We start from the raw sequence: 25681 nt of genomic DNA, 5'->3' as shown, positions 1-25681 counted from the left end.
CGCAGTACGGTTCCGATGCCATCGCGGGCGTCGTCAACATCATCCTCAAGAAGGGTGCGGACGGCGGCGACGTCGAAGGCACGTGGGGCAAGTACGACGCGGGCGACGGCGAGCAGCACACCGTGCGCGGCTCGGCCGGCTTCAGGCTGGGCGACGCGGGCTTGGTGCGCGTGGCCGTCGAAGGCGCCGACCGCAATCCGACCAACCGCGCCGGCCCCGATCCGCGCGCGTCCGCCGGCCCGCGCCGCAACCAGGTCAACCAGCGCCTGGGCGACCCGGAAAGCCACCCGCGCACCGTCTTCGTCAACAGCCAGTACACGCTGAACGAGAACATCGACTGGTACGCCTTCGCCAATTACGGCGAACGCAAGACGTCGGCCGCCGCCACGTGGCGCCTCGCCGGCAATACGCCCATCTTCCCGGAAGGCTTCCTGCCGCTGGAAGACAGCAAGTCGAGCGATGCGTCGCTCGTCACGGGCCTGCGCGGCGACCTGGCCGGCTGGCGCTGGGACGCGAGCGTGAACTTCGGCCGCAACCGCTTCCAGCTGAACGTCGACAACACGGTCAACTACGCGCTCGGCGCCGCCAGCCCGACGAACTTCTACGCGGGCAAACTGATCCAGACGCAGGAAGTGGCCAACCTGGACGTCGCGCGCGACATCCCCGTGACGTGGCTCGCCGGCCCGCTGACGGTCGCCCTCGGGCGGAAGCACGCTACGAATCGTACGAGATCGGCGCGGGCGAACCGAATTCGTACTTCGGCTCGGGCTCGCAGGGCTTTTCCGGCTTCCGTCCGGAGAACGCGGGCAAGAACAGCCGCAACAACCAGTCCCTGTACGCGAACTTCGAAGCGGACATCACGAAGAAGCTGTCCGGCTCCTTCGCGGTGCGCCATGAGCACTACAGCGACTTCGGCGACACCAGTTCGGCGAAGGCGTCGGCCCGCTACGCGTTCACGCCCGCCTTCGCGCTGCGCGGCACGGCGTCGAACGGCTTCCGCGCGCCGTCGCTCGCACAGCAGTTCTACACGATCACGACGACGAACTTCATGATCGTGGGCGGCGAGAACGTGGCCGTCGAGACGGGCACGTTCCCGGTCGGCAGCCGCGCGGCCCTCGCCCTCGGCTCGCAGCCGCTGAAACCGGAAAAGGCGCGCAACCTGTCGATCGGCGCGCAGTGGCAGCCGACCCGCAACTGGACGACGACCGTCGACCTGTACCGCATCGACATCGACGACCGCATCGTGTTCTCGTCGAACGTCCAGCTGAACGGCACGTCGCTGAGGAATGCGCTGGCCGCCCAGGGCATCTTCGTGGGCGCGGCGCGTTACTTCACGAACGCGGTCGACACGCGCACGAAAGGCGTCGACGTCGTCAGCACGTACCGCCTGAACCTGCAGCAGGGCGCGCGCGCCGACTTCACGGTGGCCTACAACCACAACGACAACGAAGTCCGCCACGTGGCCGCGACGCCGGCCCTGCTGGCCGCGCAAGGCCTCGTGCTGGCCGACCGCCAGACCGTCAACCGCCTGACCGTCGGTTCGCCGAAGGATAAACTGAGCCTGGCGACGGACTACACGCGCGGCGTCTGGAACGGCCACGCCACCGTGACGCGTTACGGAAAATTCACCGTGCCGCAGAACGACCCGGCGCTGGACCAGACGTACGATCCGCAATGGGTACTGGACCTGTCCGCGAGCGTGAAGCTGGCGTCGAACCTGCGCCTGACGGCCGGCGCCGACAACGTGACGAACCGCTATCCGGCCCAGGTGACGTCGGCCGGCAATCTGAACCTGAACGGCATCAACCGCTACAGCGGCTTCGCGCCGAACGGCTTCAATGGCCGGTTCTACTACGTGAAGGCGGCCTACGCCTGGTAATGCCGGGTGGTAGCGTACGCCGCCCTCTCCCTCCGTCCCGCTATCATCGTTTTGTCGACGCGTGACGGAGGATAAGGATGTCGGGCATACCGCTGTGGGCGCAGGCCGGATTCTGGGGGCTGGTGGCCGGTGGCGCGCTGGTCCTTGGCGCCGTGGTCGGTTACAAGTTCGACGTGCCGCGGCGCCTGATCGCCGCCATCATGGCGTTCGGCAGCGGCGTCCTGATCTCGGCCCTGTCCTTCGAACTGATCGCGGAAGCCTACGAGCGTGGCGGTTTCAATTCGATGGCGGTCGGCTTCCTCGGTGGCGCGGCCGTCTACACGGCGGCCAACTGGCTGCTGTCGCACAAGGGCGCGAAGCACCGCAAGCGCTCCGGCGGGCAGCAGCCGTCCGAAGCGGAGGACAGCGGCAGCGGCGTCGCGATCGCCGTCGGCGCCCTCCTCGACGGCATCCCGGAATCGATCGTGATCGGCCTGTCGATGCTGGGCGGCGGCGCCGTCAGCACGGTGGCCGTCGGCGCCATCTTTCTCTCCAACGTGCCCGAAGGCCTGGCCAGCGCGGCCGGCATGAAGAAGGCCGGCCGCTCGGCCACGTACGTCTTCGGCATCTGGGGCGGCATCGCGCTCGCGTCAGGCGTCGCGTCGCTGGTCGGCTATACGGTGTTCCAGGACTTGTCGCCCGCCGTCGTCGCGGCCACGACTGCCGTCGCGGCCGGGGCGATTCTCGCCATGCTGGTCGACACGATGATTCCGGAAGCGTTCGAGGTGGCCCACGATTTCGCGGGCCTCATCACGGTGGCTGGCTTCCTTGCGGCGTTTGCGCTCAGCAAGCTCGGGGGCTGACCGGGCGAACTACCGGTCGGTGCAGCGATCCCGACAGACGTCCGTCAGGTTGTTCGCGATACTGTACTGGATCATGTCGCTGAGACTTTTACAGCGCAGCTTGACCATCGCTCTGGCCTTGTGCGTGCTGATCGTCTTGATACTGAGGTTGAGCACGGCCGCGATGCGGCTGACGCTCCGGCCACAGACGAGCATGGCGAACACGAGAAACTCGCGGTCGCTGAGGAGCTCGTGCGGCAACGCATCCTTACCTTCCCACATGTGCAATGCGACTTCTTCGGCGAGTCGCTCGCTCATATGGATCTTTCCCAGGCTCACCCGGCTTGCGGCCTTGAGAAGTTCATCGGCGGGACGGCTTTTCATCACGTATCCCTTCACGCCGCAGCGGATGGCCCGCATGCCGAAGTGAAGCTCGTCGAGCTCGGTATAGACGAGGACATGCGCGCGCGGCGCCACGGCCCGGATCTGGCGCAGGAACGTCTCCTCGCTTCCGGCTGCCAGGACCGGATCGACCAGGACCAGGTTGTATTGCTCGGTTTGCAATTTGCTGATCAGGTCCGCCCGGCTCGTCGCTTCGCAGACCACCGTATCCTCCGCTTCCTTGCTGAAGAGCGTACACACGCCTAGCCGCATGGTCTCGCTCCGATCACCTACCAGCATCTGAATCATGCTGCCTCCTAACCGTTTTAGTGGGGGAATGTGAGAGTAAACACAGCCATAATTAACCAATTGTCACCATAGGTCAAATTATCAGTTCAAATTTATTTTGTACAAACTCTCGCCGTCTCGATTTTGCTGCACCGCGTCGTGTTTTCCTATTCAATTTGGATAGGTGGCGAATGGTTTGATAAAAATCAACTGCCGCATTGCACCACCCTCTAAGCTTCATTGTGATCGCCTTCAATAACTTAATCGCAATTTATTGCGCCATGTCAAGAAAAACGCTCATCGAATCGGCCCGTGCCCACCCTGAGGTCATCGCCATTGCCCTTGAGGTGACAATGGACCCCGGCCGGAGACGCCACTACTCGCCCCTCGTTCTTATGCTCGCAGATGCTGCGATGCAAGAATTGATATCGAGAATCATTGCGACCACGCTGGAAAAGCCAGGTCCAGAGCCTAGTTCCTAGAAAAAATTTCCGTCAGTATTGAACCAAGAGTTACATGCAATATTCATTGGCGTTTTGCAATCTGAATGCGCGGCGCGGGAGCCAATCGATGAGTAAGGTCTGGCCTGGTCTTTTCCGCACATTCACATTAGCCGCTCGCACCGCCCTCGCGAGGTTGCGCAAGGACGTGCACCCGGCGGACGCCGTGACGCATCACGACGCGGGCCGTTCCGCGCGCGCCGGTATCGAGCGGCGGGCCGATGCCTTCACTGCTGACATTATTCAGATCGGCATCTCCTTCATGAAGGTCTTTGGACGGGAAAACGCCGAAGCGTTCTTCCTCACTGCGGGCATCGAGCCCGCCGTCTACCGACGGGTCATCGCGGGCCGGTTTCGAATGGTGGCGCAAGACGGGGATGCCGATACGCAAGGCGTCCCCGCATGAGGCAGTGTCACGGGACATGCGGCCGCCCTGGTCCGCGTGTCCGCCAGGTGTGCCGTCGTAAAGGCGCTCTACCGGAGCCGGCGGTAGGAAAATATACCGGCACCACGTTCCGCCAAGGAGAGCGAGACACTGCGATGGGCAATGACGATGATGAGCTACGGCATTTCCTCGGCGTGAACCGCCGGAAGGATCACGCCACCGCGGACATCGTCGACATCGGCCTCCTGTTCATGCGCGTCTTCGGTAACGATAAAGGTTGGAGCTTCTTTCGCAGCACGTTGATTCAGCCGGAAGTGTGCTGGCGCGTCATGCGGCGGCGAACGCGCGGTTCGCCGCCCGAGATCGATCCCGAGCACAGAGGCGATGCGGGCAGCCAGCCCCGCTAGCGTGCGATGGCCCCATGCATGGGGGAAATGCGGATTTTCGTCAGGCAATATATTTACTGCAAAAACAAGGATGGTTATCGTGCTGTCCATTCCCACACAGCACAGGAGACCCCATGACCCGCACACTTCGCCACGTCCTCGCCGCTTCCGCCTGCCTGTTCGCGGTGAACTCGGCCCACGCCCAGTTGTCCGCGCTCGGCGGGCTTGCGTCCAGTATCGGCGGCATGCTGGCCGGCGCCACCGGGATCGGGACGGCGGATGCCGGTTACGACGTCGACGGTTTCGTGCGCAAGAGCGCGGAATTGTCCGAAGTGGCGGGCCGCGCGGTCACTGCCATCAACGCCGCGTTCGCGACGGACGAACAACTGGCGGCCAAGCGCACCGCCCTCGCGGCCATTGCGGTCGTCGCCGAACCGAAGGAGCGCCAGGCCCGGTACGCGGCACTGTACGCGGCCGAAAGCGCGGAGACCAAACGCCTGCTCGATTCGGGCGAGATGGAACGGCGCATGGCGCAGCTGGACAGCGACAAGAAAAAACTGATTGGCCAGGCCCTGCTGAACTTCGCGATCGGCAGCCTGCAGGCAGTCGAACTGGGCAAGCACGGCCAGGCGCTCGTCCAGCAGGCCGGCATCAGCCCCGTCGAACTCGTGCGCATCCTGCCCGTGAAGGATGCGATTCCGCTGCTGGGCAAGGTGGCCGTCGATGCATCCGGCTTCGTGGGCGGCGTCGTGAAACTCGCGCGGGCCGCGCACATCACCGTGCCGGACGCACGCACCGGGTCGGCCCCTGTCAGCCTGAACGTTTGAGCCATTGATTGTTTTGAATCTATAAAGTACAATCGCGTGTGATGTTATCGATAACTAGACCATCACGGAGACAATATGAAACGACGCCAGGTCCTGGCCGGATTGGCCGCCACTGTGCCGGGCTTCGCCGCAAGCGCCCTCCTGCCGCGGCGCGCGCTGGCGGCAACCGCCGGCGGTCCCTTCAAGCCGGACTGGGATTCGCTGGCCGCGTACCGCACGCCCGACTGGTTCCGGAACGCGAAGTTCGGCATCTGGGCCCACTGGGGCCCGCAGTGCGAGCCGGAATTCGGCGACTGGTACGCGCGCAACATGTACAAGGAAGGGAGCAACCAGTACCGTTACCACGTGCAGAAATACGGCCACCCGTCGAAGTTCGGTTTCAAGGACGTGATCCGGCAGTGGCAGGCCGCGCAATGGGACCCGAACGCCCTGCTCGCCCTGTACCGCAAGGCCGGCGCCCGCTACTTCGTCGCGTTGGCGAACCATCACGATAACTTCGACCTGTACGACAGCCGCTTCCAGCCCGACTGGAATTCGACCCGCATCGGGCCGAAGCAGGACCTGATCGCCGGTTGGGCGAAGGCGGCGCGCGCGCAGGGCCTGCGCTTCGGCGTGAGCGTCCATGCGGCCCATGCGTGGACGTGGTACGAGACGGCCCAGGGCGCGGACAAGGCGGGACCGTACGCCGGCATCCCGTACGACGGCGTGCTCACGGCCGCCGACGGCAAGGGGCAGTGGTGGGAAGGGCTGGATCCGCAGGCGCTGTATGCCCAGGCGCATCCGCTGAGCCGCAAGACCACCGTCCCCGCCGAATGGGGCGCGCAGTGGGACTGGGGCGGCGGCGCCATGCTGCCGTCGCGGCGCTACGTCGACAACTTCCACGACCGGACCATCGACCTGATCGACAAGTACGACCCGGACCTCGTCTACTTCGACGACACCGCCCTGCCCTTCTGGCCGTTCAGCGACGCGGGCCTGCGCATCGCCTCCCACATGTACAACCGCAGCATCGCCACGCGCGGCCGGCTGGAAGCTGTTATCAACGGCAAGATGCTCGATGAGCGGCAGCGCCATTCCCTCGTATGGGACATCGAGCGCGGCCAGAGCAACGCCATCGAGCCGCTGCCGTGGCAGACGTGCACCTGCATCGGCGGCTGGCACTACTCGCGCCCGGAGTACGAGCGCGGCGCGTACAAGAGCGCGCAGACCGTCGTGCACATGCTGGTCGACATCGTCAGCAAGAACGGCAACCTCCTGCTCAGCGTTCCCATGCGCGGCGATGGCACGATCGACGAGAAGGAACAGGCGATCGTCGAGGAGATCGGCCGCTGGATGGCCGTGCACGGCGAGGCGATCTACGACACGCGGCCGTGGGCCGTGTTCGGGGAAGGCCCCGCGCTGCATGGGACGGCGCGGCTCAAGGACCAGGGCATGAACGAGGGGAAGAATGCACCGCTCACGGCGGCCGACGTGCGCTTCACGGCGAAGGGCGATGTCGTGTATGCGTTCGTGATGGGCTGGCCGGCCGGCCGCGAGCTCGCGATTGCGGCGATGGGCACGGCGGCCGGGCACCTGAAAAAGCCGGTCGCGCGGGTGGAGGTCGTCGGCACCGGCGCGCCGCTCGCGTTCCGCCAGGCGGCCGACGGGCTGAAGGTGACGCTCCCCGCCGCGGCGCCGGCCCTGTCCTACGCGTTCGCGTTGAAAGTGCTTATTTGACGCGCTGTTTTTCGAGCTTGCGCGCGAGGGTCCGGCGGTGCATGCCGAGCCGCCGCGCCGCTTCCGAAATATTGAAATCCGTCTCGGCCAGCACGGCGTGGATCCGCTCCCACTCCAGTGTCTTGATCGACGTGGCGCGGTTGGTCAGTTCCAGGTCCGTGTTGCCGGCGACGTGGCCGAAGGCGGCCTCGATGTCGTCCGTGTTCGACGGTTTCGCCAGGTACTGGCGGGCACCGAGCTTGATGGCCTCGACGGCCGTGCCGATGCTGGCGAACCCCGTCAGCACGACGATCTGCATGTCCGGATCGTGCGCATGCAGCATCTGCACGCACGCGAGGCCGGAGCTGTTGCCCTTCAGCTTGAGGTCGACGACGGCGTAGTCCGGCGAATGCTCCTTCAACAGTTCCTGCGCCTCGTCGAGGCCGGGCGCCTGCAGCACCTGGTAGCCGCGCCGTTCGAACGATCGGGCGAGTGTGCGGGCGAACGCGTCGTCGTCCTCGATGATCAGGAGCAGGCGGTCTTCGGCGTCGTTGACGATGTCTTCATCCATGGGCATGTCCCAATTCCTTGTCGAGCGCGATCGCGGACAGCGGCAATGTCAGCGTGACGGCGGCGCCGCCTTCCGGCCGGTTCACGGCCTGCACGGACCCGCCCAGGGTGCGGGCCACGTTCACGACGAGGAACAGGCCCAGGCCGCCGCCGGGACGGCCTTTGCTGGACTGGTACGGTTTGCCGAACTGGGCCAGCATCGCGGGCGCGAAGCCGGGGCCGCGATCGTTCACGGTCAGTACGAGCGTGCCGTCGGAGACACAAGCGTCCACGCCGACCCAGTCGGGTGACGCTTCGAGCGCGTTGTCCAGCACGTTGTCGATCGTTTGTTTCAGTGCGGAGTCGAAGGCGACCGGCAAGTCGTGTTCGATCCGGTTGCGGTAGTCGAAGCCGCGCACGGGGCGGCTGTGCTGCCATTCTTCGACGAGCTTGTCGAGGAAGCCCCGGATCGTCGTGCGCGCAGCCGACTCGCCCCGCGTCTCGCCGGCCGACAGCAGGATGCCGCTGACGATGGATTTGCAGCGCTTCAGCTGCGTTTCCATCTCCGTGATCTCTTCCAGCAGGTCCGGGTTCGCCTTGAACTCGCGCATGCGCTTCCAGTCGCCGAGGATCACGGACAGCGTGGCGAGCGGCGTGCCCAGTTCGTGCGCGGCGCCCGAGGCGAGCAGGCCCATGCGCACGATGTGTTCTTCCTCGGCCGCGCGCTGGCGCAGGTCCGCAAGCTGCGCCGCCTTGCCCTTCAGCGTGCTGGTGATCCGCGAGATGAAGACGACGAGCAGCGCCGCGTTCAACGTAAAGCAGATCAGCATGCCCTGCACGTACAGGCTCGAAATGCCGCGCGCGTGGTCGAACGGCAGCGCGAGCGGCTTCGCGAAGACGGACAGGCCGGCGAGGCACGCGAGCGTGATGGCGACGATGGTCCACGTCGACCACGCTTCCAGCAGCACGGCCGACAGGATCACCTGCAGCAGGTAGAGGAAAGCGAACGGATTCGTCGTGCCGCCCGCGAGGTACAGCTGCATCGTGAGGCTGGCCACGTCGACGAGGAGCGCGAGGAACAGCTCGTTGTTCGTGACGGGCCGGTGTTCGTGCCAGCGCAGGTGGCTGGCGATGTTGAAGGCGATGAGGCACGCGAGCACCTCGAGCATCTGCACGAGCGGCAGGCGCACGTCGAACACGAGGATCGCGCCGGCGATGGTCGTGATCTGGCCGATGACGGCGATCCAGCGCAGCTCGATCAGCTGCAGCATGTTCTTGTGGCCGGCGACGTATTCGACGGCGGCGGCGGTGTCCGCGCCCCGTTCGAAGATCCGTTTCAGCAGGTCAGTCGTGTCGTTCATCATTCGAGGGTTCGTCGCCGCGGCGGGCCACCCACCACCAGGCGCCGGCCACCATCAAGGCAAGAGCATACCAAGTGAATGCGTACACGAGGTGGGAGTTCGGAAATTTGACGACGGTGAGGCCGCCGATGGGCCGGTCGGGGCTGTCCGGCGGGTTCTGTTGCGCGGCGGCGTCGACGAAGAACGGGGCCGCGGCCAGGCCGCGCGCGGCGGCGATGGCGGCCACGTCGCGGGTGTACCAGCGGTTGGCGGCCGGATCGTTGGTGCGCGTAAAGGCGCCGTTGCGCTCGCTCGTGCGCAGGAGGCCCGTGACGTCGGCCGCGGGGCCGGCGTTCGCGCACGGGTTCCCGGCGGCGCGCTGCGGCGTGTAGCGCGTGCGCGCACCCAGGTCGGTGGCAATGAAGCCGCGGTTGACGAGGACGATCCCCTGTTCCGTGCACATCGGTGTGAGCAGCCAGTAGCCGCTGCCCTGTTCGGTGAGGGCCTGGACGGGCGTGGTGAGATCGTAGAGATAAGTGCCGTGCAGCTTGACGCGGCGGTACTCGTCGGATTCGGGGGTGATGCCGGCCCAGCTCGTGCGCGATGGCAGCGGCGCCGGGGCGGCGTGCACGCGTGCTTCCACGCGTGCGATAAGGTCCAGTTTCCACTGCAGGCGAATCACCTGCCAGGTACCCAGACCCGCGAAGAGGACGATCAGCAGCAGTGCCAGCACTGCCAGGACGGGAGAGACTCCCTTGCGGCCGGCCGGCGCCGCTGCGCGATCGTCCCTCGCCATTACTGCATGTCGTGCATGCCGTGTACCGAACCGCCGTCATTGCCCATGTTGGGCATCATGTTGGCGTTCATGTGGTACATGACCCAGATCGAGCCGGTCAGGACGATGAACAGCAGGATGGCCGTGAGGATCAGCGCCATCATGTTCCAGCCGCCTTCCGACTTCGAGTTCATGTGCAGGAAGTAGACCATGTGCACGACGACCTGGACGGCCGCGAAGCCGAGGATCACGAACTTGGTCGTGCCCGGTGCCAGCTGGTGGGTCATCACCAGCCAGAACGGGATCGCCGTCAGGATCACGGACAGGATGAAACCGATCGTGTAATCCTTGAAGCTGCCGTGCGCGTGCAGTTCGTCGTCGTGATGACCGTGGCCATGGTCATGCCCGTGGCCGTGGGCGTGGTGGTGATCGCTCATGGCAGGACTCCCATCAGATAAACATAGGTGAACACGCCGATCCAGATGACGTCCAGGAAGTGCCAGAACATCGACAGGCAGGCGAGGCGGCGGTAGTTGGCGGCATGGATGCCGTGCTTACCGACCTGGAACATCAGCGTGACGAGCCACACGATACCGAAGGTCACGTGCAGGCCGTGCGTGCCGACCAGCGAGAAGAACGCGGTCAGGAAGCCCGAGCGCCACGGGCCGTAGCCTTCGTGGATCAGGTGCGCGAACTCGTCCAGTTCGAGGTACAGGAAGCAGGCGCCCAGCACGCCGGTGATGGCGAGCCAGACCAGCGTGCCCTTCACGTTCTTCTTCTGCGCGGCCAGCATGGCGAAGCCGTACGTGATCGACGAGAACAGCAGGAACGCGGTGTTCAGTGCCACGGTCGGCAGCTCGAAGATCTCGGCGCCGGACGGGCCGCCCGCGTAGTTGCGGCCCAGGACGGCGTAGGTCGCGAACAGGCAGGCGAAGATGAGGCAGTCGCTCATCAGGTAGATCCAGAAGCCCAGCAGCGTGCCGTTCTCCGGATGGTGCTCGCGCACGTAGTAGCGCGAGCTCGGGTCGGCGCTCGCGGCGCCGGCGTGGGTTACGTTAATCTCAGACATGGGCTTCCAGCAAACGGGTGCGTTCTTCTTCCGTGCGGGTCACTTCGTCCGCCGGGATGTAGAAGTCGCGTTTGTAATCGAACGTGTGGTAGATGGCGACGGCGAGCATCGCGACGAACGCCAGGCCGACCAGCAGCCACATGTGCCAGATGATGCCGAACGCCATCACGAACGTGATGCCCGGGATGACCGGACCGGCCCACGTGTTCTTCGGCATGTGGATCGCCACGAAGTCCTTCAGCGGACGCAGGTAGCCGTGCTTCTTCATGTCGGCCCACGAATCGTTGTCATGCACGACCGGGGTGAACGCGAAGTTGTAGTCCGGCGGCGGCGACGACGTCGACCATTCCAGCGTACGGCCGTTCCACGGATCGCCCGTCATGTCGGCCAGCGCCTTGCGGTTCAGGATCGACACGAAGATCTGCATCAGCATGCAGCCGATACCGGCGGCGATCATCAGCGTACCGGCCAGCGAGATCTGGAACAGGTAGTGGATCGACGGATCGTCGAAGTGGCTCATGCGGCGGGTGACGCCCATGAAGCCCAGGATGTACGGCGGGGTGAAGGCGACCCAGAAGCCGATCGACCACAGCCAGAACGAGTACACGCCCCATTTACGGTCGAGACGGAAGCCGAACATCTTCGGCCACCAGTAGTTCACGCCCGCGAACAGGCCGAACAGCACGCCGCCGATGATGACGTTGTGGAAGTGGGCGATCAGGAACAGCGAGTTGTGCAGCACGAAGTCGGCCGACGGGACCGCCAGCATCACGCCGGTCATGCCGCCGATGATGAAGGTGATCATGAACGACACGGTCCACATCATCGGCAGTTCATAGCGGATGCGGCCCTTGTACATGGTGAACAGCCAGTTGAAGATCTTCGCGCCCGTCGGGATCGAGATGATCATCGTGGTGATGCCGAAGAACGAGTTCACGCTCGCGCCCGAACCCATCGTGAAGAAGTGGTGCAGCCACACGAGGTACGACAGGACCATGATCACGACCGTCGCATACACCATCGAGGTGTAGCCGAACAGGCGCTTGTTGCAGAACGTCGCGACGACTTCCGAGTAGATACCGAACGCCGGCAGGATCAGGATGTACACCTCCGGGTGGCCCCAGATCCAGATCAGGTTCACGTACATCATGGCGTTGCCGCCCAGTTCGTTCGTGAAGAAGTGCGTGTCGAACAGGCGGTCCATGCCCAGCATGGCCAGCGTGGCGGTCAGGATCGGGAATGCCATCACGATCAGGATGTTGGTGCACAGGGCGGTCCAGGTGAACACCGGCATCTTCATCAGGTCCATGCCCGGGGCGCGCATCTTGATGATGGTGACGACCAGGTTCACGCCTGACAGCAATGTGCCGACACCCGCCACCTGCAATGACCAGATGTAGTAGTCGACGCCCACGTCCGGGCTCGCCAGGATGCCGGACAGCGGCGGGAACGCCAGCCAGCCGGTACGGGCGAATTCACCGACGAACAGCGAGGCCATCACGAGGATCGCGCCGGCGGTCGTCATCCAGAACGAGAAGTTGTTCAGGAACGGGAACGCCACGTCGCGTGCGCCGATCTGCAGGGGCACGACGTAGTTCATCAGGCCCGTCACGAACGGCATCGCCACGAAGAAGATCATGATCACGCCGTGGGCGGTGAAGACCTGGTCGTAGTGGTGCGGCGGCAGGAAGCCGTGCGAATCGCCGAACGAGAACGCCTGCTGGGCGCGCATCATCAGTGCGTCGGCAAAGCCGCGCAGGAACATCACGAGACCCAGCACCATGTACATGATGCCGATCTTCTTGTGGTCGATACTGGTGAACCACTCGGTCCAGAGATAGCCCCACAGCTTGAGTTTGGTGAGGACGCCGAGCAGGACGATACCGCCCAGCAGGACGCCGATAAATGTGGCGATCAGGATCGGCTCGTGGTAGGGAATCGCTTCCCAGCTGAGCCGACCGAAGATCAACTTCGCTAAGTCAAATTGCTCGTGCATGATTACTTCTTCTTCACAGAATCATTGGGCGTAGTGCAGACCTCGCCGTTGGCCTGGGCCAGACGGGTCGTTGCCGCTTGTTGGGGCGAGTAACGCGCAACGGCCATTTCGCGGGCCTTCTTCGCGTCGTCGTTCATCATCTTGTCCTGGCACACGACGCCGTCGGTGACGCAGCGGTTCAGGATTCGATAATAGAGGTCCTCGTCGACGGCCGCGTAACGGCGCACCGGCTCCTTGATGCTCGGCTTTTCGAGCGTCAGGTAGTTGGCACGATCCAGCTTGCCGCCGCCGGCAGCCTTGGCCGAATGGACCCAGGCGTCGAAGTCGCCTTGCGCGACGCCGCGGTAGCCGAAGCGCATGTCCGAATAGCCCGCGCCGCTGTAGTTCGACGAGAAGCCGACCGACTGGATCGGCTTGTTCTGCACCGCGTTCAGCGTGATTTCCATGCCCGGCATGCCGTAGACCATGCCCGCCAGTTCCGGTACGTAGAACGCGTTCATCACCGACGTCGCGCTGACCTTGAAGCGCAGCGGCACGTCGACCGGTACGACCAGTTCATTGACCGTCGCGATGCCCTGCTCCGGATAGATGAACAGCCATTTCCAGTCCATCGCCACGGCCTGGATGACCAGCGGCTTGGCCGACGCGGGAATCGGACGCCCTTCGGCGATGCGGTCCAGCGGACGGTAAGGATCGAGCTTGTGCGTCGAGATCCAGGTCACGAGACCCAGCACGATGATGATCAGCAGGGGCGCGCCCCAGATGACGAGTTCCAGCTTGGTCGAGTGGTCCCAGTCCGGTTCGTAGGCCGCTTCCTTGTTGCTGGCGCGGTACTTGTACGCGAACCAAATGATGAGGAACATCACGGGGACGATAATCAGCAGCATCAGGACCACCGAAACGATGATCAGTTGCGCCTCTTGCTTGGCGATGTCGCCGGAAGGGTTCATCACCACCGTGTTACAGCCAGCCAGCGCTGCCAACAGTGGAGAGAGGAACATTCCGCGACGGAGGGTCTTAGGAATCATGCTTGTGTTTTACGTTACATGGGAAAAATAACATGCTAATGTAACGCCAACGGCGTGCGTTTGGCGATTGGACGTTTTGTCCTACCCTTTCCGTGTTGCAGCATATTTTTGTGGGTCCGAACGGCCGTTGGCTTAGAAAAGGAGACGAAGAACATGCAAGGCACCCCGAACACGTACGGCGGCGTAGGAGCCGCTCCAATCACAGCACCCCACTCCGGGGCCCGGAACATCAACAGCCGCGACACGAAAATCGCCCCTGGCGAGATCGCGGTCGGCGTCGTCATCGGCCGCGCTTCCGAATACTTCGACTTCTTCGTTTACGCGATCGCTTCGGTGCTCGTATTCCCCGCCGTGTTCTTCCCGTTCGCGGACCGGCTCGAAGGTACGCTTTATTCTTTTGCCATCTTCGCGCTGGCCTATGTGGCAAGGCCGGTCGCGTCGCTGGTCTTCATGGTCATCCAGCGTCATTACAGTCGCGAGATCAAGCTGACCATCGCCCTCTTCCTGATGGGTTCCGCCACGGTCGCCATCTCGATGCTGCCCACCTATTCCCGCTGGGGCGAGTGGTCCATCGTCGCCCTCGCCATCCTGCGCATCGGCCAGGGCGTCGCCCAGGGCGGGTCGTGGGACGGGCTGCCGTCGCTGCTCGCGCTGAACGCGCCGCAAAACAAGCGAGGATGGTACGCCATGTTGGGACAACTTGGCGCACCAACGGGATTCATCATCGCGGCGGGCCTGTTTTCGTACCTGATGGCCGAGCTGTCGCAGGACGATTTCCTCGTGTGGGGCTGGCGCTATCCGTTCTATGTCGCCTTCGCGATCAACGTCGTCGCCCTGTTCGCCCGCCTGCGCCTCGTTTCGACGCCGGACTATACCCACCTGCTCGACGAGCACGAGCTGGACCCGGCCCCGGCCCGCGAAGTGATCGGCAACCAGGGCACGAACATCGTCATCGGCGCCCTCGCCGCCCTGGCCAGCTATGCCCTGTTCCACCTGGTGACCGTGTTCCCGCTGTCGTGGATCCAGCTGTACGATACCCGCTCGATGTCGCAATTCCTCGAAGTCCAGATGATGGGCGCGGGGCTCGGCATCGTGGGCGTCCTGGCGTCGGGCCTCATCGCCGACAAGTTCGGCCGCCGCAACACGCTGGGCACTCTCGCCGCGCTGATCGCCCTGTTCTCCGGCTTCATCCCGACGCTGATGGATGGCGGCGTGACCGGCCAGAACACGTTCATCCTGGTGGGCTTCCTGCTGCTGGGCCTCTCGTACGGCCAGGCCGCCGGCGCCGTGACGTCGAACTTCCTGCCGCAATACCGCTACACGGGCGCGGCCCTCACGTCGGACCTCGCCTGGCTCGTGGGCGCCGCGTTCGCCCCGCTCGTCGCGCTGGGCCTGGCCGCCAACTTCGGCCTAGGTTACGTCAGCCTGTACCTGCTGTCCGGCGCCGTCGGCTCGCTGGCCGCGCTCAGCCTGAACCGGGCGCTCGAGATCCGCAACTGAACCCTATATAGATAGCAGAGCTCAAGCCCCGGTATCCCCGGGGCTTTTTTTAATCGACGGTGACGGATGCGTACGCGGGCAACCTTCGCGCTGACCCTGCTGGCCGCGGCCCTGGCGGCGGGCGGCCCGCCCTGGATCGCCCTGCACGAGGCGCGACGCCAGGCGTACGATGCGGAAGCGGAACTGGCGCTCAACTATGCGCGCGACGTGCTGCACCGTACCGACGAGACGGCGCGCCAGGCAATGGAAGCGATCTCGCAGCTGCGGCGCGCGGGGCTCGCCTCATGTTCGGACGCCGCCCGCGCCGCAATGCGCGAAATCGACCTGACCTCCACCTACATCCAGGCCGTCGGCCACCTGAACGGCGACACCATGGAATGTTCGTCGCAGGGCGGCCCGCCCGTCCACCTCAACCGGGAGGCGTTCCACACGTCGCGCGACGTGGCCGTGTACGACGCCGTGCCGCTCGTCGCCGGCGGCCGCAATCCGCTGATCGGCCTCGCACGCGAGGGCGTGATCGTCGTCGTGCACCGCGACCTGCCGCTCGACATCTGGACCGCCGTGCCGGACGTCGCGCTCGGCGTGCTGCACCTGGAAGGCCGGCGCGCGGTGATGGCGCGCGGCCCAGTCGATCCGGCCTGGATGGACCGCGTCGGCGCCCGCGGCGAGACCACCTTCGTCGCCGGCGACCGCCTCGTGGCGCTCGTCCGCTCGCGGCGTTTCGTCACGACGGTCGCCGTGGCCGCCGTGCCGGCCCGCTACCTGCACGAGCGCGTCGCCGCGACGACGCGCCGCCTGGTCCCGGCCGGCCTGTTCGGCGGACTGGCGGCGGCCGCCGCGATCCTGCTGCTGGCACGCCAGCGGATGTCGATGACGTCGGCGCTGCGCAGCGCCCTGCGCCGCGGCGAATTTTACCTGCTGTACCAGCCGCTGATCGACATGCGCAGCGGCGCGTGCGTCGGCGCCGAGGCCCTGCTGCGCTGGCAACCCCGAGCGGGGAAGATGTCGGCCCCGACCTGTTCATTCCCGTGGCCGAGCAGACGAGCCTGATCACGCGCGTGACGGCGCGCGTGCTGGACCTGGTCGAACGCGACGCCGGCGACTTCCTCGCCCGCCACCCCGACTTCCATATCGGGATCAACCTGTCGCCCGCCGACCTGCGGTCGTGCGCGGTCGTCGAGCGGATCGATGCGCTGCTGGCGCGCACGGGTGCGCGGCCGACGAACCTGATCGTCGAGATCACGGAACGGGGCTTCCTCCACCTCGACTCGGCGCGGGCCGTGATCGCGGCCCTGCGCGACCGCGGCATCGACGTCGCCATCGACGACTTCGGCACCGGCTACTCGAGCCTGTCGTACCTCGAAACCCTGGACCTCGATTTCCTCAAGATCGATCGCTCGTTCATCGAAGCGATCGGCACCGGCGCGCCCACGAGCCAGGTCGTCGGCCACATCATGGCGATGGCGCGCACGCTCGACCTCAGGATGATCGCCGAAGGCGTCGAAAGCGAAGCCCAGGCCGAGTTCCTGCGCACGCACGGCGTGCATTATGCGCAAGGTTGGCTGTACGGCAAGCCGATGTCGTTCGCCGACGTCGCCAGGCTGACGTCATACGCACGCCGGCCAGTCCGGGGCTGAACGTCAGCGCCGGCCGGCCACGATGTCGAGCAGCGCCTGCAGCTCGACGGGCTTGGTGAGGTGGCAGTCGAAGCCGGCGTCCGCCGAGCGGGCCCGATCGGCATCCGTGCCCCAGCCGGACAACGCCACGAGCCGGGTCGCGCGCGTGCCCGGCTGCGCGCGCAGGCGGCGCGCGACGTCGTGGCCGTTCAGGCCCGGCATGCCGATATCCAGTAACGCCACGTCGGGATTTACCCGCGCCGCCGCTTCCAGCGCCGCGTGGCCGTTGCCGACCACGTCGACCGTGTGCCCATGCCGCGCCAGCAGTTCGCGCAGCAGCTCGGCCGCATCCGCGTTGTCGTCCGCGACGAGGATGCGCAGGCCGGCCGTGGCCCGTCCCGCGCCGTCGTCCGTGTGCTGCGCGGCCGGCTGCGCGCCGGTGGCCAGCGGCAGTTCGACGACGAACGTACTGCCCTTGCCCGGACCCGCGCTGTCGGCGCGCACGGAACCGCCGTGCAGTTCCGTCATCTGGCGCACGAGATGCAGGCCGATGCCCAGGCCGCCGGATTCCTGTTCGGGATGGCGCCCCACCTGCGTAAACATGTCGAAGATGCGCGGCAGCGCCGCTTTCGGGATGCCGATGCCGCTGTCCGCGACTTCGATACGGACGCGATTCCCGGCGCGGCGCACGCCGAGGCCGACGCTGCCGCCCTCCGGCGTGTACTTGGCCGCATTGGTCAGCAGGTTGCCGATCACCTGGGACAGGCGCGTGGCGTCCGCATGGACGGCAAGGGGTTCGTCGCCCACATCGACGTGGAAGTCGTGGCGCTTCGCCTCGATCACGGGCAGGGTCATCTCGATCGCGCGCAGCACGACGTCCTTCAGCGGCACGACGGCCTTCTTCAGTTCGACCTTGCCGCTGTTGATGCGCGCCAGGTCGAGCAGGTCGTCGACGAGGTGCACGAGGTGGTTCACCTGGCGCTCCATCATCGGCCGCACGCGCGCGAGCACGTCCGGCTTGTCGGCGCCGATGCGCAGCAGGTCCAGGCCCGTGCGGACGGGGGCCAGCGGGTTGCGCAGCTCGTGCGCGAGCGTGGCGAGGAATTCGGACTGGCGCCGGTTCGCCTCGGCGAGGTTGTCCGCGAGGTCGCGCAGGGTCTCGCTGCGGGCGCGCTCCTCCGTCACGTCGCGCAGGAAGATGGCGACCTGGCGGCTGTCGGCATCGCCCAGGCGCGCCGCGTACACGTCCAGCCAGCGTCCGAGGTTGGCCGTGTATTGTTCGATGCGCACGGGCAGGCCCGTCTTCGCCACGCGGCCATAGATGCGCGACCAGCGGATATCGTGCGTCGGCACCAGTTCGCGGATCGTCTTGCCGGCCGCGTCGACGAGCCCTGTGTGCCGCACGAACGCGGGGTTCACTTCGAGCATGCGGTAGTCGCAAGGCTCGCCGGCGGCGTCGAACATCATCTCGATGATGCAGAAGCCCACGTCGATCGATTCCAGCACGGTGCGGTAGCGCTGCTCGCCCGCGCGCCGCGCCGACTCGCTGTTGCGCAGGTCCGCTTCCGCCGCCGCCTGGCGCGAGATGTCGAACACGACGCCGGCCATGCGCACGGGCGTCCCGGACTCGTCGACTTCCACGCGGCCGCGCGCATTGACCGTCCGGACAGCACCGTCGCGGGCCAGCACGCGATGCACGACCTGGTGCGGCTCGCGCGCCGCCACCGCGCGCTCCAGGCTCCCGCGCACGGTGTCGACGTCGTCCGGGTGGATGGCTTGCAGGTAGGCGTCGAGCGGGGCGCCGCCCGGGTCCAGGCCCGGCGCCACGGAGAACATGGCGGCCACGTTCGCGTCCGCGTGCACCTTGCCCGTCCTGAGGTCCAGTACCCACGTGCCGATCTCGCCCGCCTCGAGGATCGCTTCCAGGCGCGCGCGCCAGGCCTGCGCCGTGCTTTCCGTATGCACCTGGTTTGTGATGTCCATGACGGCGGTGACGGAACCGGCGATGTCGCCGTTCGGCCCGAGCACGGGTGCCGCGCGCAGGATCACCGTGCGGCGCCGACCCGGGGTGTCGAACGGCTCGATCTCGATGACGTCGCCATCGGCCCGCTCGCCGCGCAGCGCGCGGGCCTGCGCCCATTCCTCGGGCGCGACGGGACGGCCGTGGCGTTCCGAATGGTCGGCCCACCACCCTTTCCAGTCCGCGTATTCGGCCACGTTCGACGAGCGCGGATAGTCGCCCCACAGCCGTTCCAGCTCGTCGTTGCACAGGACGAGCTTGCCGTCACGGTCCGCATAACTGATGCCGACCGGCGCCGCGGCCAGCAACGCGTCCAGGCGGTTGCGCAAGGCGCGTGCCGTGTTGCGGGTCTCGTCCAGTTCCGCGCGCGTGCGGCGCAGCGCCTGTTCGGCCGTGTGCCGCTCGTGTTCCGCGCGGCGCAGTTCCATCAGGGTCATCACCTGGTCGCCCAGGGTGCGCAGGGCAAGGCGCTGCTGCACGGTGATCCCTTCAGGGCGCGGGCGCAGGTCGAGGATGCACAACGTGCCAAGCGGGATGCCTTCCGGCGTGCGCAGCAGCGCGCCCGCGTAGAAGCGCAAGCCGGGCTGGCCGGTCACGAGGGGATTGCAGGCGAACCGGGTGTCGCAGGTCGTGTCCGGGACGACCATCACGCTGTCTTCCAGCAGCGCGAACTTGCAGATGGAGTCGTCCAGCGGCATCTGGCGCACGCCCAGGCCGATCTCCGCCTTGAACCACTGGCGGTTGCCGGCGATCAGGTTGACGGCGGCAATCGGTGCGTCGAACAGGTCGGCCAGCAGGCGGACGATGGCATCGAAGGCCGCTTCCGTCGGCGTGTCGAGAATGCCGTAACGGTCGAGCGCGGCCAGGCGGGTCGCCTCGGGCCAGGAACAAAGGGGTTGTGCTGTGGTCATGAAGGATTGCCGTGCGGATTGGCAACAATGTACCACAGCGCATCGGGCGCACGTCACACGCGTGCGCCCTGCCGCCCGGCCGCGCTATTTTCGGATCAGCGACCACTGCTGGTTGGTGCCGCCGTTGGACGGATACTGGATGATCTGCGCGCCATCGGCCGTGCTCTTGTTCTGCACGTCCAGCACCATGCCGGAGAGCTGGTTCGCGACCGTATAGTAGCCGGCTGCCGGGCTGGCGAAGCGCCATTGCTGTCCCTGCCCCGCCCAGTAGCCCCACTGGGCGATATTCGTGCCGGCCGTCGTGGAGTTATTGTAGTCGTCCAGGCTCCGCAGGCTGTTGGCGTTGATGACGCTGTAGTACCCGTCGCCGTGGCCGATCACGTACCACTGCTGGTGGCGCGCGTTCGTGTCCGTCGCCTGCTGCACGAGGGCGCCGTCCGCGGTCGACGCACCCGCCACGCCCGTTACCTTGCCCGACAGGCGCGACTTGAACGCGTAGACGCCGTCGCTGATGCCGCCGCAGCCCGCGAAGTCCGTGAAGTTGCGGGTCAGGACCGGCCAGCCGGCACTGTACGTCATGCGCTGGATGTCCAGCTTCGCGTTGCCGTTGTCGGTCAGGTCGTAGTAGTGCGTGGAGACGAAATGGCAGCCGTCCTGGCGCAGGTCCGCGATGTGGCCGGGGCCCCGGTACTTGCCGTCGGTGACCGGGAGGATCGTACGCGTGCCGGAGTACGGGCCCCGGATGTTCGTCGCGCGCTGCACTTCGACGTAATAGGTGGAATCGGCGCCGTGGCAGCAGCTGCCGCGGTTCACGAACAGGTAATAATAGCCGCCGTCGCGCGTGATGTACGGCGCCTCGATGTCCTTGCCGCCGCCGCCCCAGATCGTCGTCACGCTGCCGGCCAGCTTGCCGGTGGACTGGTCGATCTCGGCCAGTCCGATGCCGCCGAAGAACGAGCCGTAGCTCAGGTAGACCTTGCCGTCGTGGTCGCGGAACAGCGCGGGGTCGATGGCATTGATCTCCGCGCTGCCGCCATACGATTGCACGACGATGCCGAGGTCTTGCCAGCTCGGGTTCTTCAAGGAGAGACTGCGCGCCACGCCGATCGCGGACGACGACGTGCCGAACGACGACACCGAGTAGTACAGGTAGTAATAGCCGTTCATCTGGATCACGTCCGGCGCCCAGTACGAGCCGGAGAAATTCGGGATCTTTTGCGTGACCCAGGCCGGCGGGGTCGCGAACACGGGCGCCGGGCCCGCCGCCCACGTCTTGAGGTCCTTCGACGTGGAGTACCAGATGCCGGTGCCGGTCGTGAAGTTGAAGTACGTGTCGCCGTCCTTGGTGATGGTGCCCGGGTCGTGGGCGTTCTGCACGCCCAGCAGGTCGATGGCCCCGGCCGAGGCGCAGCCGAGCGCGAGGCAGCACGCTGCCAGCAGCTTCTTGAACATGTGAGTCTCCTGTGTTTTATATGTATGGATGGGTTGAACCCGCCACCAGCTTAGGCAATACGGGTGGGCGCCACCAATGAAATAAAACAGCCAGGCGATTGCGATTTCGGTATCAGCCGAGCGCCGTGTCGAGCACCGTCATGAGGATGAAGCCGCCGACGAGGGCCACGCTGGCCCAGGTGCCGTTGCCGTTCTGCTGCGCTTCCGGCACGACGTCGTTGACGATCACGAACAGCATCGCGCCCGCCGCGGCGGCCAGCGCGAACGGCAGCAGGCCGGCGGAGATGCCGATCAGGACGGCGCCCGCGACGGCGGCCACCGGTTCGATCAGTCCGGACGCGACGCCCAGCGCCGCCGACAGGCCCCGTCCATAGCCGACGGTGCGCAGGGCCAGCGCGACAACGAGACCTTCCGGCACGTCCTGGATCGAGATGCCGGTCGCGAGCGAATTGGCCTTGTCGACGTCGACGCCTGCATACGCGACGCCAATCGCGAGACCTTCCGGCAGGTTGTGAAGTGCGACGGCCCATACGAACATCCAGGCGCGCTTGAGGGAGTGGGCTGTGCGTGGATCGTCGTGGGCGAGGATCCCGTCGGTGGAAATGCAGCGGTCGAGGACGAGCAGCAGCGCCGCGCCGGCCATGATGCCGGCGCCGACGGACAGGCTCGCCCCCAGTTGCCCGCCCCGCCCGTCTTTGCCGCGGCGAGTGCGGGGATCACGAGCGAGAAAGCGGTCGCACCCAGCATCACGCCGCCGCCGAAGCCGAGGAAGCAGTCGTAGGTGCGACTGGAAAAATTCTGGGACAGCAGGATAGGCAGGGTACCGAGCGCCGTGGCGGCGGCCGCGGTGGCGCCGCCGACCAGCGCACCGCGCACGTGCGGGACGTCCTGCAGGAGGCCGGCCAGATAGCCGAAGCCCGTGAAGATGAGGACCGCGCAGCCGAGGAGGCAGACGGCGCAGCCGGCGAGGCGGCGGGGGCGCAGCATCCAGGACAGTGCGGGTTGTTTGGTCAAGGGTGATTCCATGCGCGGGCTCAGTAAAAGAACGACCCGTCGTTCCCGCGCACGCGGGAACCCATGCTGAGCGTCCTGATCGATTCAGTATGGATCCCCGCTTTCGCGGGGATGACGGTCAGTGAAGCTTCGGCGCCCCCGGGCTCGGCTGCGTACCCGGCTGCACGGTCATGCCGTCAGCCAGCGTCTGGTTACCCATGCCCAGCTCCGCACCTGTCTGCGGATCGACGTTCGGGTCGGACATCGTGCGCTCGGCCATCTGCTTGAGCAGGTCGACTTCCTTCGCCGGCAGCCTGACTTCGGCCTCGCCCGTGCCGCCGTCGACGGCCATCTGCTTCTCGCGGTCCGTGACGAAGTCCCAGTTCTCGCCCTGGTTCCAGGAGCCGCGCATCTCGCCCGGACCCTGCGACATGTTGAAGTAGGTGTTGGCGAAGCGCGGGTCGCCCGGCATCTTCCCGGACGGGAAGTTCGGCTGGATCGAGTACAGCGCCTTCTCGAACGACTTCTGGTGCGCGATCTCGCGCGTCATGAGGAAGCCCAGCGCCTCTTTCACGCCCGGGTCGTCGGTCAGCGCGATCAGGCGCTCGTAGACGATCTTGGCGCGCGCCTCGGCGGCGATGTTGGAGCGGAGGTCGGCCGTCGGCTCGCCAATCGTGTCGATGTACGCAGCCGTCCACGGCACGCCCGCCGAATTGACCAGCGGCGTGCCGGCGCCGTACAGCACCTGGGTCACGTGGCTGTCGTTGCCCGCACCCTGGATCTTCTTGTACAGATCGGCTTCGCTGTCGACGGCTTCGGCCAGGTCGCCCTTGGCGCCCTTGTTGAGCATGGCGACGATGTGGCCGATCACCTCGAGGTGGCTCAGTTCTTCCGTCGCGATGTCGAACAGCATGTCCTTGCGGCCCGGATCGTCCTCGCTGACCGCCTGCGTGAAGTAACGCATGGCTGCGGCCAGCTCGCCCTGCGGCCCGCCGAACTGTTCGAGCATCAGGTTGGCCAGCCCCGGGTTCGGTTCACTGACACGCACGGTGTACTGCAGGCGTTTGTTATGTGCAAACATTCCGATTCCTCCAGTGTGTGATTGGATGGCCGCGCGGAACGCGTCTTGCGTTACCGCGCGGACAAACGGACGCGCCGTGGCGCGACCGGTCGATGCCATCTTGGCAGCGTTGCGGCGCCGAGTAATCAGAAACGAAGCCGTGTCTGTGTAGGAGTACAGGCGACATCCTGTCGAGCTCCGTGAGATTCTGAACAGGCGGAAACAGTCGAGAGACTGCCAGTCTGGGCCTGACAGCCCGTGCGTCATCGGCCGACAAGACCGTGCGGCGCCCTCCTACGCGGCAGCTCTAGCGTCGGCACTAACATGGTCATATCGCTACCCCACAGCCAACAGGAGACGATCATGTTTTCCCTGAAAAATTTGAGTCCGTCCATCACCGACATGATCCGCTTCGATCACTCGCATGTGATGGTGACGTTCCACCAGTACACCCGCGACAAGCGCGCCAGCGTCAAGAAGGCGCTGGCGGAAACGATCTGCGACGCGCTGGAAATTCATGCCACGCTGGAAGAGGAAATCTTCTATCCCGTCATGCGCCCGCGCGCCCACGACCAGAAGGTGATGGACAAGAGCGAGCCGGAACATGACGAAATGCGCAGCGTGATCTCGGAACTGCGCCGCACCGACCCGAAATCACCGCGCCACGACGAGCTCGTCTTCGAACTGATGCGCGACGTGCAGCACCACGTGGCCGACGAGGAAACCGTGTTGCTGCCGGAAGCCGAGCAGACGCTCAGCAAGGAGCGCCTGTCCGAGCTGGGTGCCCAGATGACGAAGCGGCGCCTGGAACTGGTGACGCCGAAAGCCGGCAAGATCGCGGCCAACACGGCCGTCGGCTTCTCGGGCAGCACGGCCGCCATCGTCGTCGGCGTGGCCAGCGCGCTGTTCGCGGCCCGCGCCTTTACACGCAAGCCTTCGCACGCGTAGCACCGGTTTTCCGCAGGGGGCGCAAGCCGCCTGCGCGTCCCCAGTTTCACCGCAGCGGCGCAAGCCGCCTGCGCTCCCCCGGCACGGCGTTCCGCGCGCCTGCCCCGCCCGCAATCGCGTCCGCGCGTGGTTGCGGGCTTCTTTTATCTTCCCAACCTACTGTCCCATCCAGCGCAGCAGCAAAGGCACGAGCCAGGGCGCCAGCAACGCCGTGAGCACGCCGTTGATGCCCATGCCGAGCCCCGCATAGGCGCCCATCTCCGGGCTGACCTGGAACGCGCGCGCCGTCCCGATGCCGTGCGACGCGACGCCCAGCGCGAGGCCGCGCGCCGCGTGCGAGTCGATGCGCAGGGCGTTCATCAGAAAGCGCGCCGTGACGGCGCCGAAGATGCCCGTGCCGATCACCAGGACGGCCGTCAGCGCCGGCACGCCGCCCAGGTGCTCGGACACGGCCATGGCGATGGGCGTCGTGGCCGATTTCGGGCCCAGCGAGCGCGCCAGTTCGGGCGAGGCGCCCATCAGCACGGCGATGCCGACGGCGCTGACGATGGCCGTCACGCACCCGGACAGCAGCGCGCACGCGAGCGGGAACAGGCTGCGGCGCAGGCGCGGCATCTGGCGCGCGAGCGGCACGGCCAGGGCGACGGTCGCGGGACCGAGCAGGAAGTGGACGAATTGCGCGCCCGCGAAATAGCGCTGGTACGACATGCCGCTGGCCGCCAGCACGAGGCTCACGAGCGCGATGGCGATGGCGACGGGGTTGGCGAGCGGAGAAAATCCGCAGCGCGCGTAGACCCATTGCGCGAACACGTAGGCGCACAGCGTGATCGTGAGGCCCAGCAGTGGCGACGCCGACAGGTAGACCCAGAAGTGGCCGAGTTCCTCGAACTTAAACATCGCCGCCCTCCCCGGGCCTGTGGGCCGGCGTGAGGGCGCGCAGCACGAGCGCCGTCACGGCAAGGGTCAGCAAGGTGCTGCCGACGACGGCCGCGCAGATCGCGAGCCAGTGCCCGCTGCCGCTCGCCGCCGCCACGATGATCCCGACGCCGGCCGGCACGAACAGCAGCGACAGATGGCGCAGCAGCTCGTTCGCGCCCGCCTCCACGGTGTCATGCAGGCGCGGGAACGCGACGAGCGCCGCCAGCAACAGCAGCATGCCGGCCACGGGACCCGGCACAGGTAGTCCGAACAGGAAAACGAGCCCCTCTCCCAGACACTGGAAAACGAGCAATACGGCAAACGCGAGCAGCAAGCGACCTCCT

At 66.1% G+C, this 25681-nt stretch carries 22 protein-coding genes and 1 pseudogene; 9 read left to right on the top strand and 14 right to left on the bottom strand.

Going from position 1 to position 25681, the window contains the following annotated elements:
- Positions 1–82: 82 nt before the first annotated feature.
- On the top strand, positions 83–1879 hold the full coding sequence (locus P0M04_RS25990) for a TonB-dependent receptor domain-containing protein (protein ID WP_281042459.1): 1797 nt from the start codon (positions 83–85) through the stop codon (positions 1877–1879).
- Positions 1880–1956: 77 nt separating this feature from the next.
- Positions 1957–2721, top strand: coding sequence for a ZIP family metal transporter (locus P0M04_RS25985; RefSeq protein ID WP_259451364.1), 765 nt, complete (start codon positions 1957–1959; stop codon positions 2719–2721).
- 9 nt (positions 2722–2730) lie between these two features.
- Here the strand turns inward: P0M04_RS25985 and P0M04_RS25980 are convergent, their stop codons facing one another.
- A complete protein-coding gene (locus tag P0M04_RS25980) occupies positions 2731–3390 on the bottom strand; it encodes a LuxR C-terminal-related transcriptional regulator (RefSeq protein ID WP_259451365.1) in 660 nt (219 codons plus the stop codon).
- A 549-nt stretch (positions 3391–3939) separates the two neighbouring features.
- Here P0M04_RS25980 and P0M04_RS25975 point away from each other — a divergent pair.
- The 4 genes from P0M04_RS25975 to P0M04_RS25960 all read left to right on the top strand — a co-directional run bounded on the left by P0M04_RS25975 (position 3940) and on the right by P0M04_RS25960 (position 7183).
- Entirely contained in the window at positions 3940–4275 is a 336-nt protein-coding gene (locus P0M04_RS25975) for a hypothetical protein (protein ID WP_259451366.1), read from the top strand.
- Positions 4276–4409: 134 nt separating this feature from the next.
- Complete coding sequence (locus tag P0M04_RS25970; protein WP_259451367.1) at positions 4410–4661, top strand: hypothetical protein; 252 nt, start codon at positions 4410–4412, stop codon at positions 4659–4661.
- A 113-nt stretch (positions 4662–4774) separates the two neighbouring features.
- Positions 4775–5467, top strand: coding sequence for a hypothetical protein (locus P0M04_RS25965; RefSeq protein ID WP_259451368.1), 693 nt, complete (start codon positions 4775–4777; stop codon positions 5465–5467).
- Positions 5468–5542: 75 nt separating this feature from the next.
- Positions 5543–7183, top strand: a complete 1641-nt coding sequence (locus tag P0M04_RS25960) for an alpha-L-fucosidase (protein ID WP_259451369.1) — start codon at positions 5543–5545, stop codon at positions 7181–7183.
- Here P0M04_RS25960 and P0M04_RS25955 read toward each other — a convergent pair.
- Genes P0M04_RS25955 through cyoA form a run of 7 tightly spaced genes read right to left on the bottom strand, consistent with a single transcriptional unit; the run spans position 7176 to position 13919 of the window.
- Positions 7176–7733: a response regulator transcription factor gene (locus P0M04_RS25955; protein ID WP_259451370.1), complete on the bottom strand. Its 558-nt coding sequence runs from the start codon at positions 7731–7733 to the stop codon at positions 7176–7178. The two genes, P0M04_RS25960 and P0M04_RS25955, sit on opposite strands and share 8 nt — an antisense overlap.
- Positions 7726–9072 carry an ATP-binding protein gene (locus tag P0M04_RS25950; protein ID WP_259451371.1) on the bottom strand — a complete coding sequence of 449 codons (1347 nt, stop codon included), beginning with the start codon at positions 9070–9072 and terminating at the stop codon, positions 7726–7728. Before P0M04_RS25950 ends, P0M04_RS25955 begins: the two co-directional genes overlap by 8 nt.
- Positions 9056–9847 carry an SURF1 family protein gene (locus P0M04_RS25945; RefSeq protein ID WP_259451372.1) on the bottom strand — a complete coding sequence of 264 codons (792 nt, stop codon included), beginning with the start codon at positions 9845–9847 and terminating at the stop codon, positions 9056–9058. The genes P0M04_RS25950 and P0M04_RS25945 overlap by 17 nt, the downstream gene beginning before the upstream one ends.
- Complete coding sequence (cyoD, locus tag P0M04_RS25940) at positions 9847–10263, bottom strand: cytochrome o ubiquinol oxidase subunit IV (RefSeq protein ID WP_259451373.1); 417 nt, start codon at positions 10261–10263, stop codon at positions 9847–9849. Before cyoD ends, P0M04_RS25945 begins: the two co-directional genes overlap by 1 nt.
- Positions 10260–10895, bottom strand: a complete 636-nt coding sequence (gene cyoC / locus P0M04_RS25935; RefSeq protein ID WP_091662197.1) for a cytochrome o ubiquinol oxidase subunit III — start codon at positions 10893–10895, stop codon at positions 10260–10262. The genes cyoD and cyoC overlap by 4 nt, the downstream gene beginning before the upstream one ends.
- Positions 10888–12891: a cytochrome o ubiquinol oxidase subunit I gene (gene cyoB / locus P0M04_RS25930; protein ID WP_259451374.1), complete on the bottom strand. Its 2004-nt coding sequence runs from the start codon at positions 12889–12891 to the stop codon at positions 10888–10890. Before cyoB ends, cyoC begins: the two co-directional genes overlap by 8 nt.
- Positions 12892–12893: 2 nt before the next feature.
- The gene (gene cyoA, locus P0M04_RS25925) at positions 12894–13919 is read right to left on the bottom strand and encodes a ubiquinol oxidase subunit II (RefSeq protein WP_259451375.1); all 1026 of its coding nucleotides are present in this window, start codon (positions 13917–13919) and stop codon (positions 12894–12896) included.
- Positions 13920–14072: 153 nt separating this feature from the next.
- On the opposite strand from cyoA, the gene P0M04_RS25920 reads away from it, so the two are divergent.
- Together P0M04_RS25920 and P0M04_RS32955 are read left to right on the top strand one after the other, a co-directional pair.
- Positions 14073–15419, top strand: a complete 1347-nt coding sequence (locus P0M04_RS25920) for an MFS transporter (RefSeq protein WP_259451376.1) — start codon at positions 14073–14075, stop codon at positions 15417–15419.
- A 66-nt stretch (positions 15420–15485) separates the two neighbouring features.
- A pseudogene (locus P0M04_RS32955) lies at positions 15486–17056 on the top strand (EAL domain-containing protein).
- Positions 17057–17059: 3 nt separating this feature from the next.
- On the opposite strand, the gene P0M04_RS25905 reads toward P0M04_RS32955, so the two are convergent.
- The 4 genes from P0M04_RS25905 to P0M04_RS25890 all read right to left on the bottom strand — a co-directional run bounded on the left by P0M04_RS25905 (position 17060) and on the right by P0M04_RS25890 (position 23492).
- Complete coding sequence (locus P0M04_RS25905) at positions 17060–19966, bottom strand: ATP-binding protein (RefSeq protein ID WP_259451378.1); 2907 nt, start codon at positions 19964–19966, stop codon at positions 17060–17062.
- A gap of 84 nt (positions 19967–20050) precedes the next feature.
- Complete coding sequence (locus P0M04_RS25900) at positions 20051–21418, bottom strand: family 43 glycosylhydrolase (protein ID WP_259451379.1); 1368 nt, start codon at positions 21416–21418, stop codon at positions 20051–20053.
- Between the two features lie 112 nt (positions 21419–21530).
- On the bottom strand, positions 21531–22061 hold the full coding sequence (locus P0M04_RS25895; RefSeq protein WP_281042101.1) for a ZIP family metal transporter: 531 nt from the start codon (positions 22059–22061) through the stop codon (positions 21531–21533).
- Positions 22062–22550: 489 nt separating this feature from the next.
- On the bottom strand, positions 22551–23492 hold the full coding sequence (locus tag P0M04_RS25890) for a manganese catalase family protein (RefSeq protein WP_259451380.1): 942 nt from the start codon (positions 23490–23492) through the stop codon (positions 22551–22553).
- A gap of 342 nt (positions 23493–23834) precedes the next feature.
- On the opposite strand from P0M04_RS25890, the gene P0M04_RS25885 reads away from it, so the two are divergent.
- Positions 23835–24419, top strand: coding sequence for a hemerythrin domain-containing protein (locus P0M04_RS25885; RefSeq protein WP_259451381.1), 585 nt, complete (start codon positions 23835–23837; stop codon positions 24417–24419).
- Between the two features lie 156 nt (positions 24420–24575).
- On the opposite strand, the gene P0M04_RS25880 is transcribed toward P0M04_RS25885, so the two are convergent.
- Together P0M04_RS25880 and P0M04_RS25875 are read right to left on the bottom strand one after the other, a co-directional pair.
- Positions 24576–25316: an LrgB family protein gene (locus tag P0M04_RS25880; protein ID WP_259451382.1), complete on the bottom strand. Its 741-nt coding sequence runs from the start codon at positions 25314–25316 to the stop codon at positions 24576–24578.
- The gene (locus P0M04_RS25875) at positions 25309–25671 is read right to left on the bottom strand and encodes a CidA/LrgA family protein (protein ID WP_259451383.1); all 363 of its coding nucleotides are present in this window, start codon (positions 25669–25671) and stop codon (positions 25309–25311) included. Before P0M04_RS25875 ends, P0M04_RS25880 begins: the two co-directional genes overlap by 8 nt.
- Positions 25672–25681: the final 10 nt, after the last annotated feature.

This window comes from Telluria mixta, assembly GCF_029223865.1.
Taxonomy (GTDB): domain Bacteria; phylum Pseudomonadota; class Gammaproteobacteria; order Burkholderiales; family Burkholderiaceae_D; genus Telluria; species Telluria mixta.
The sequence above is the reverse complement of the archived record's forward strand: the minus strand, read 5'-3'. Positions and strand labels throughout refer to the sequence as shown.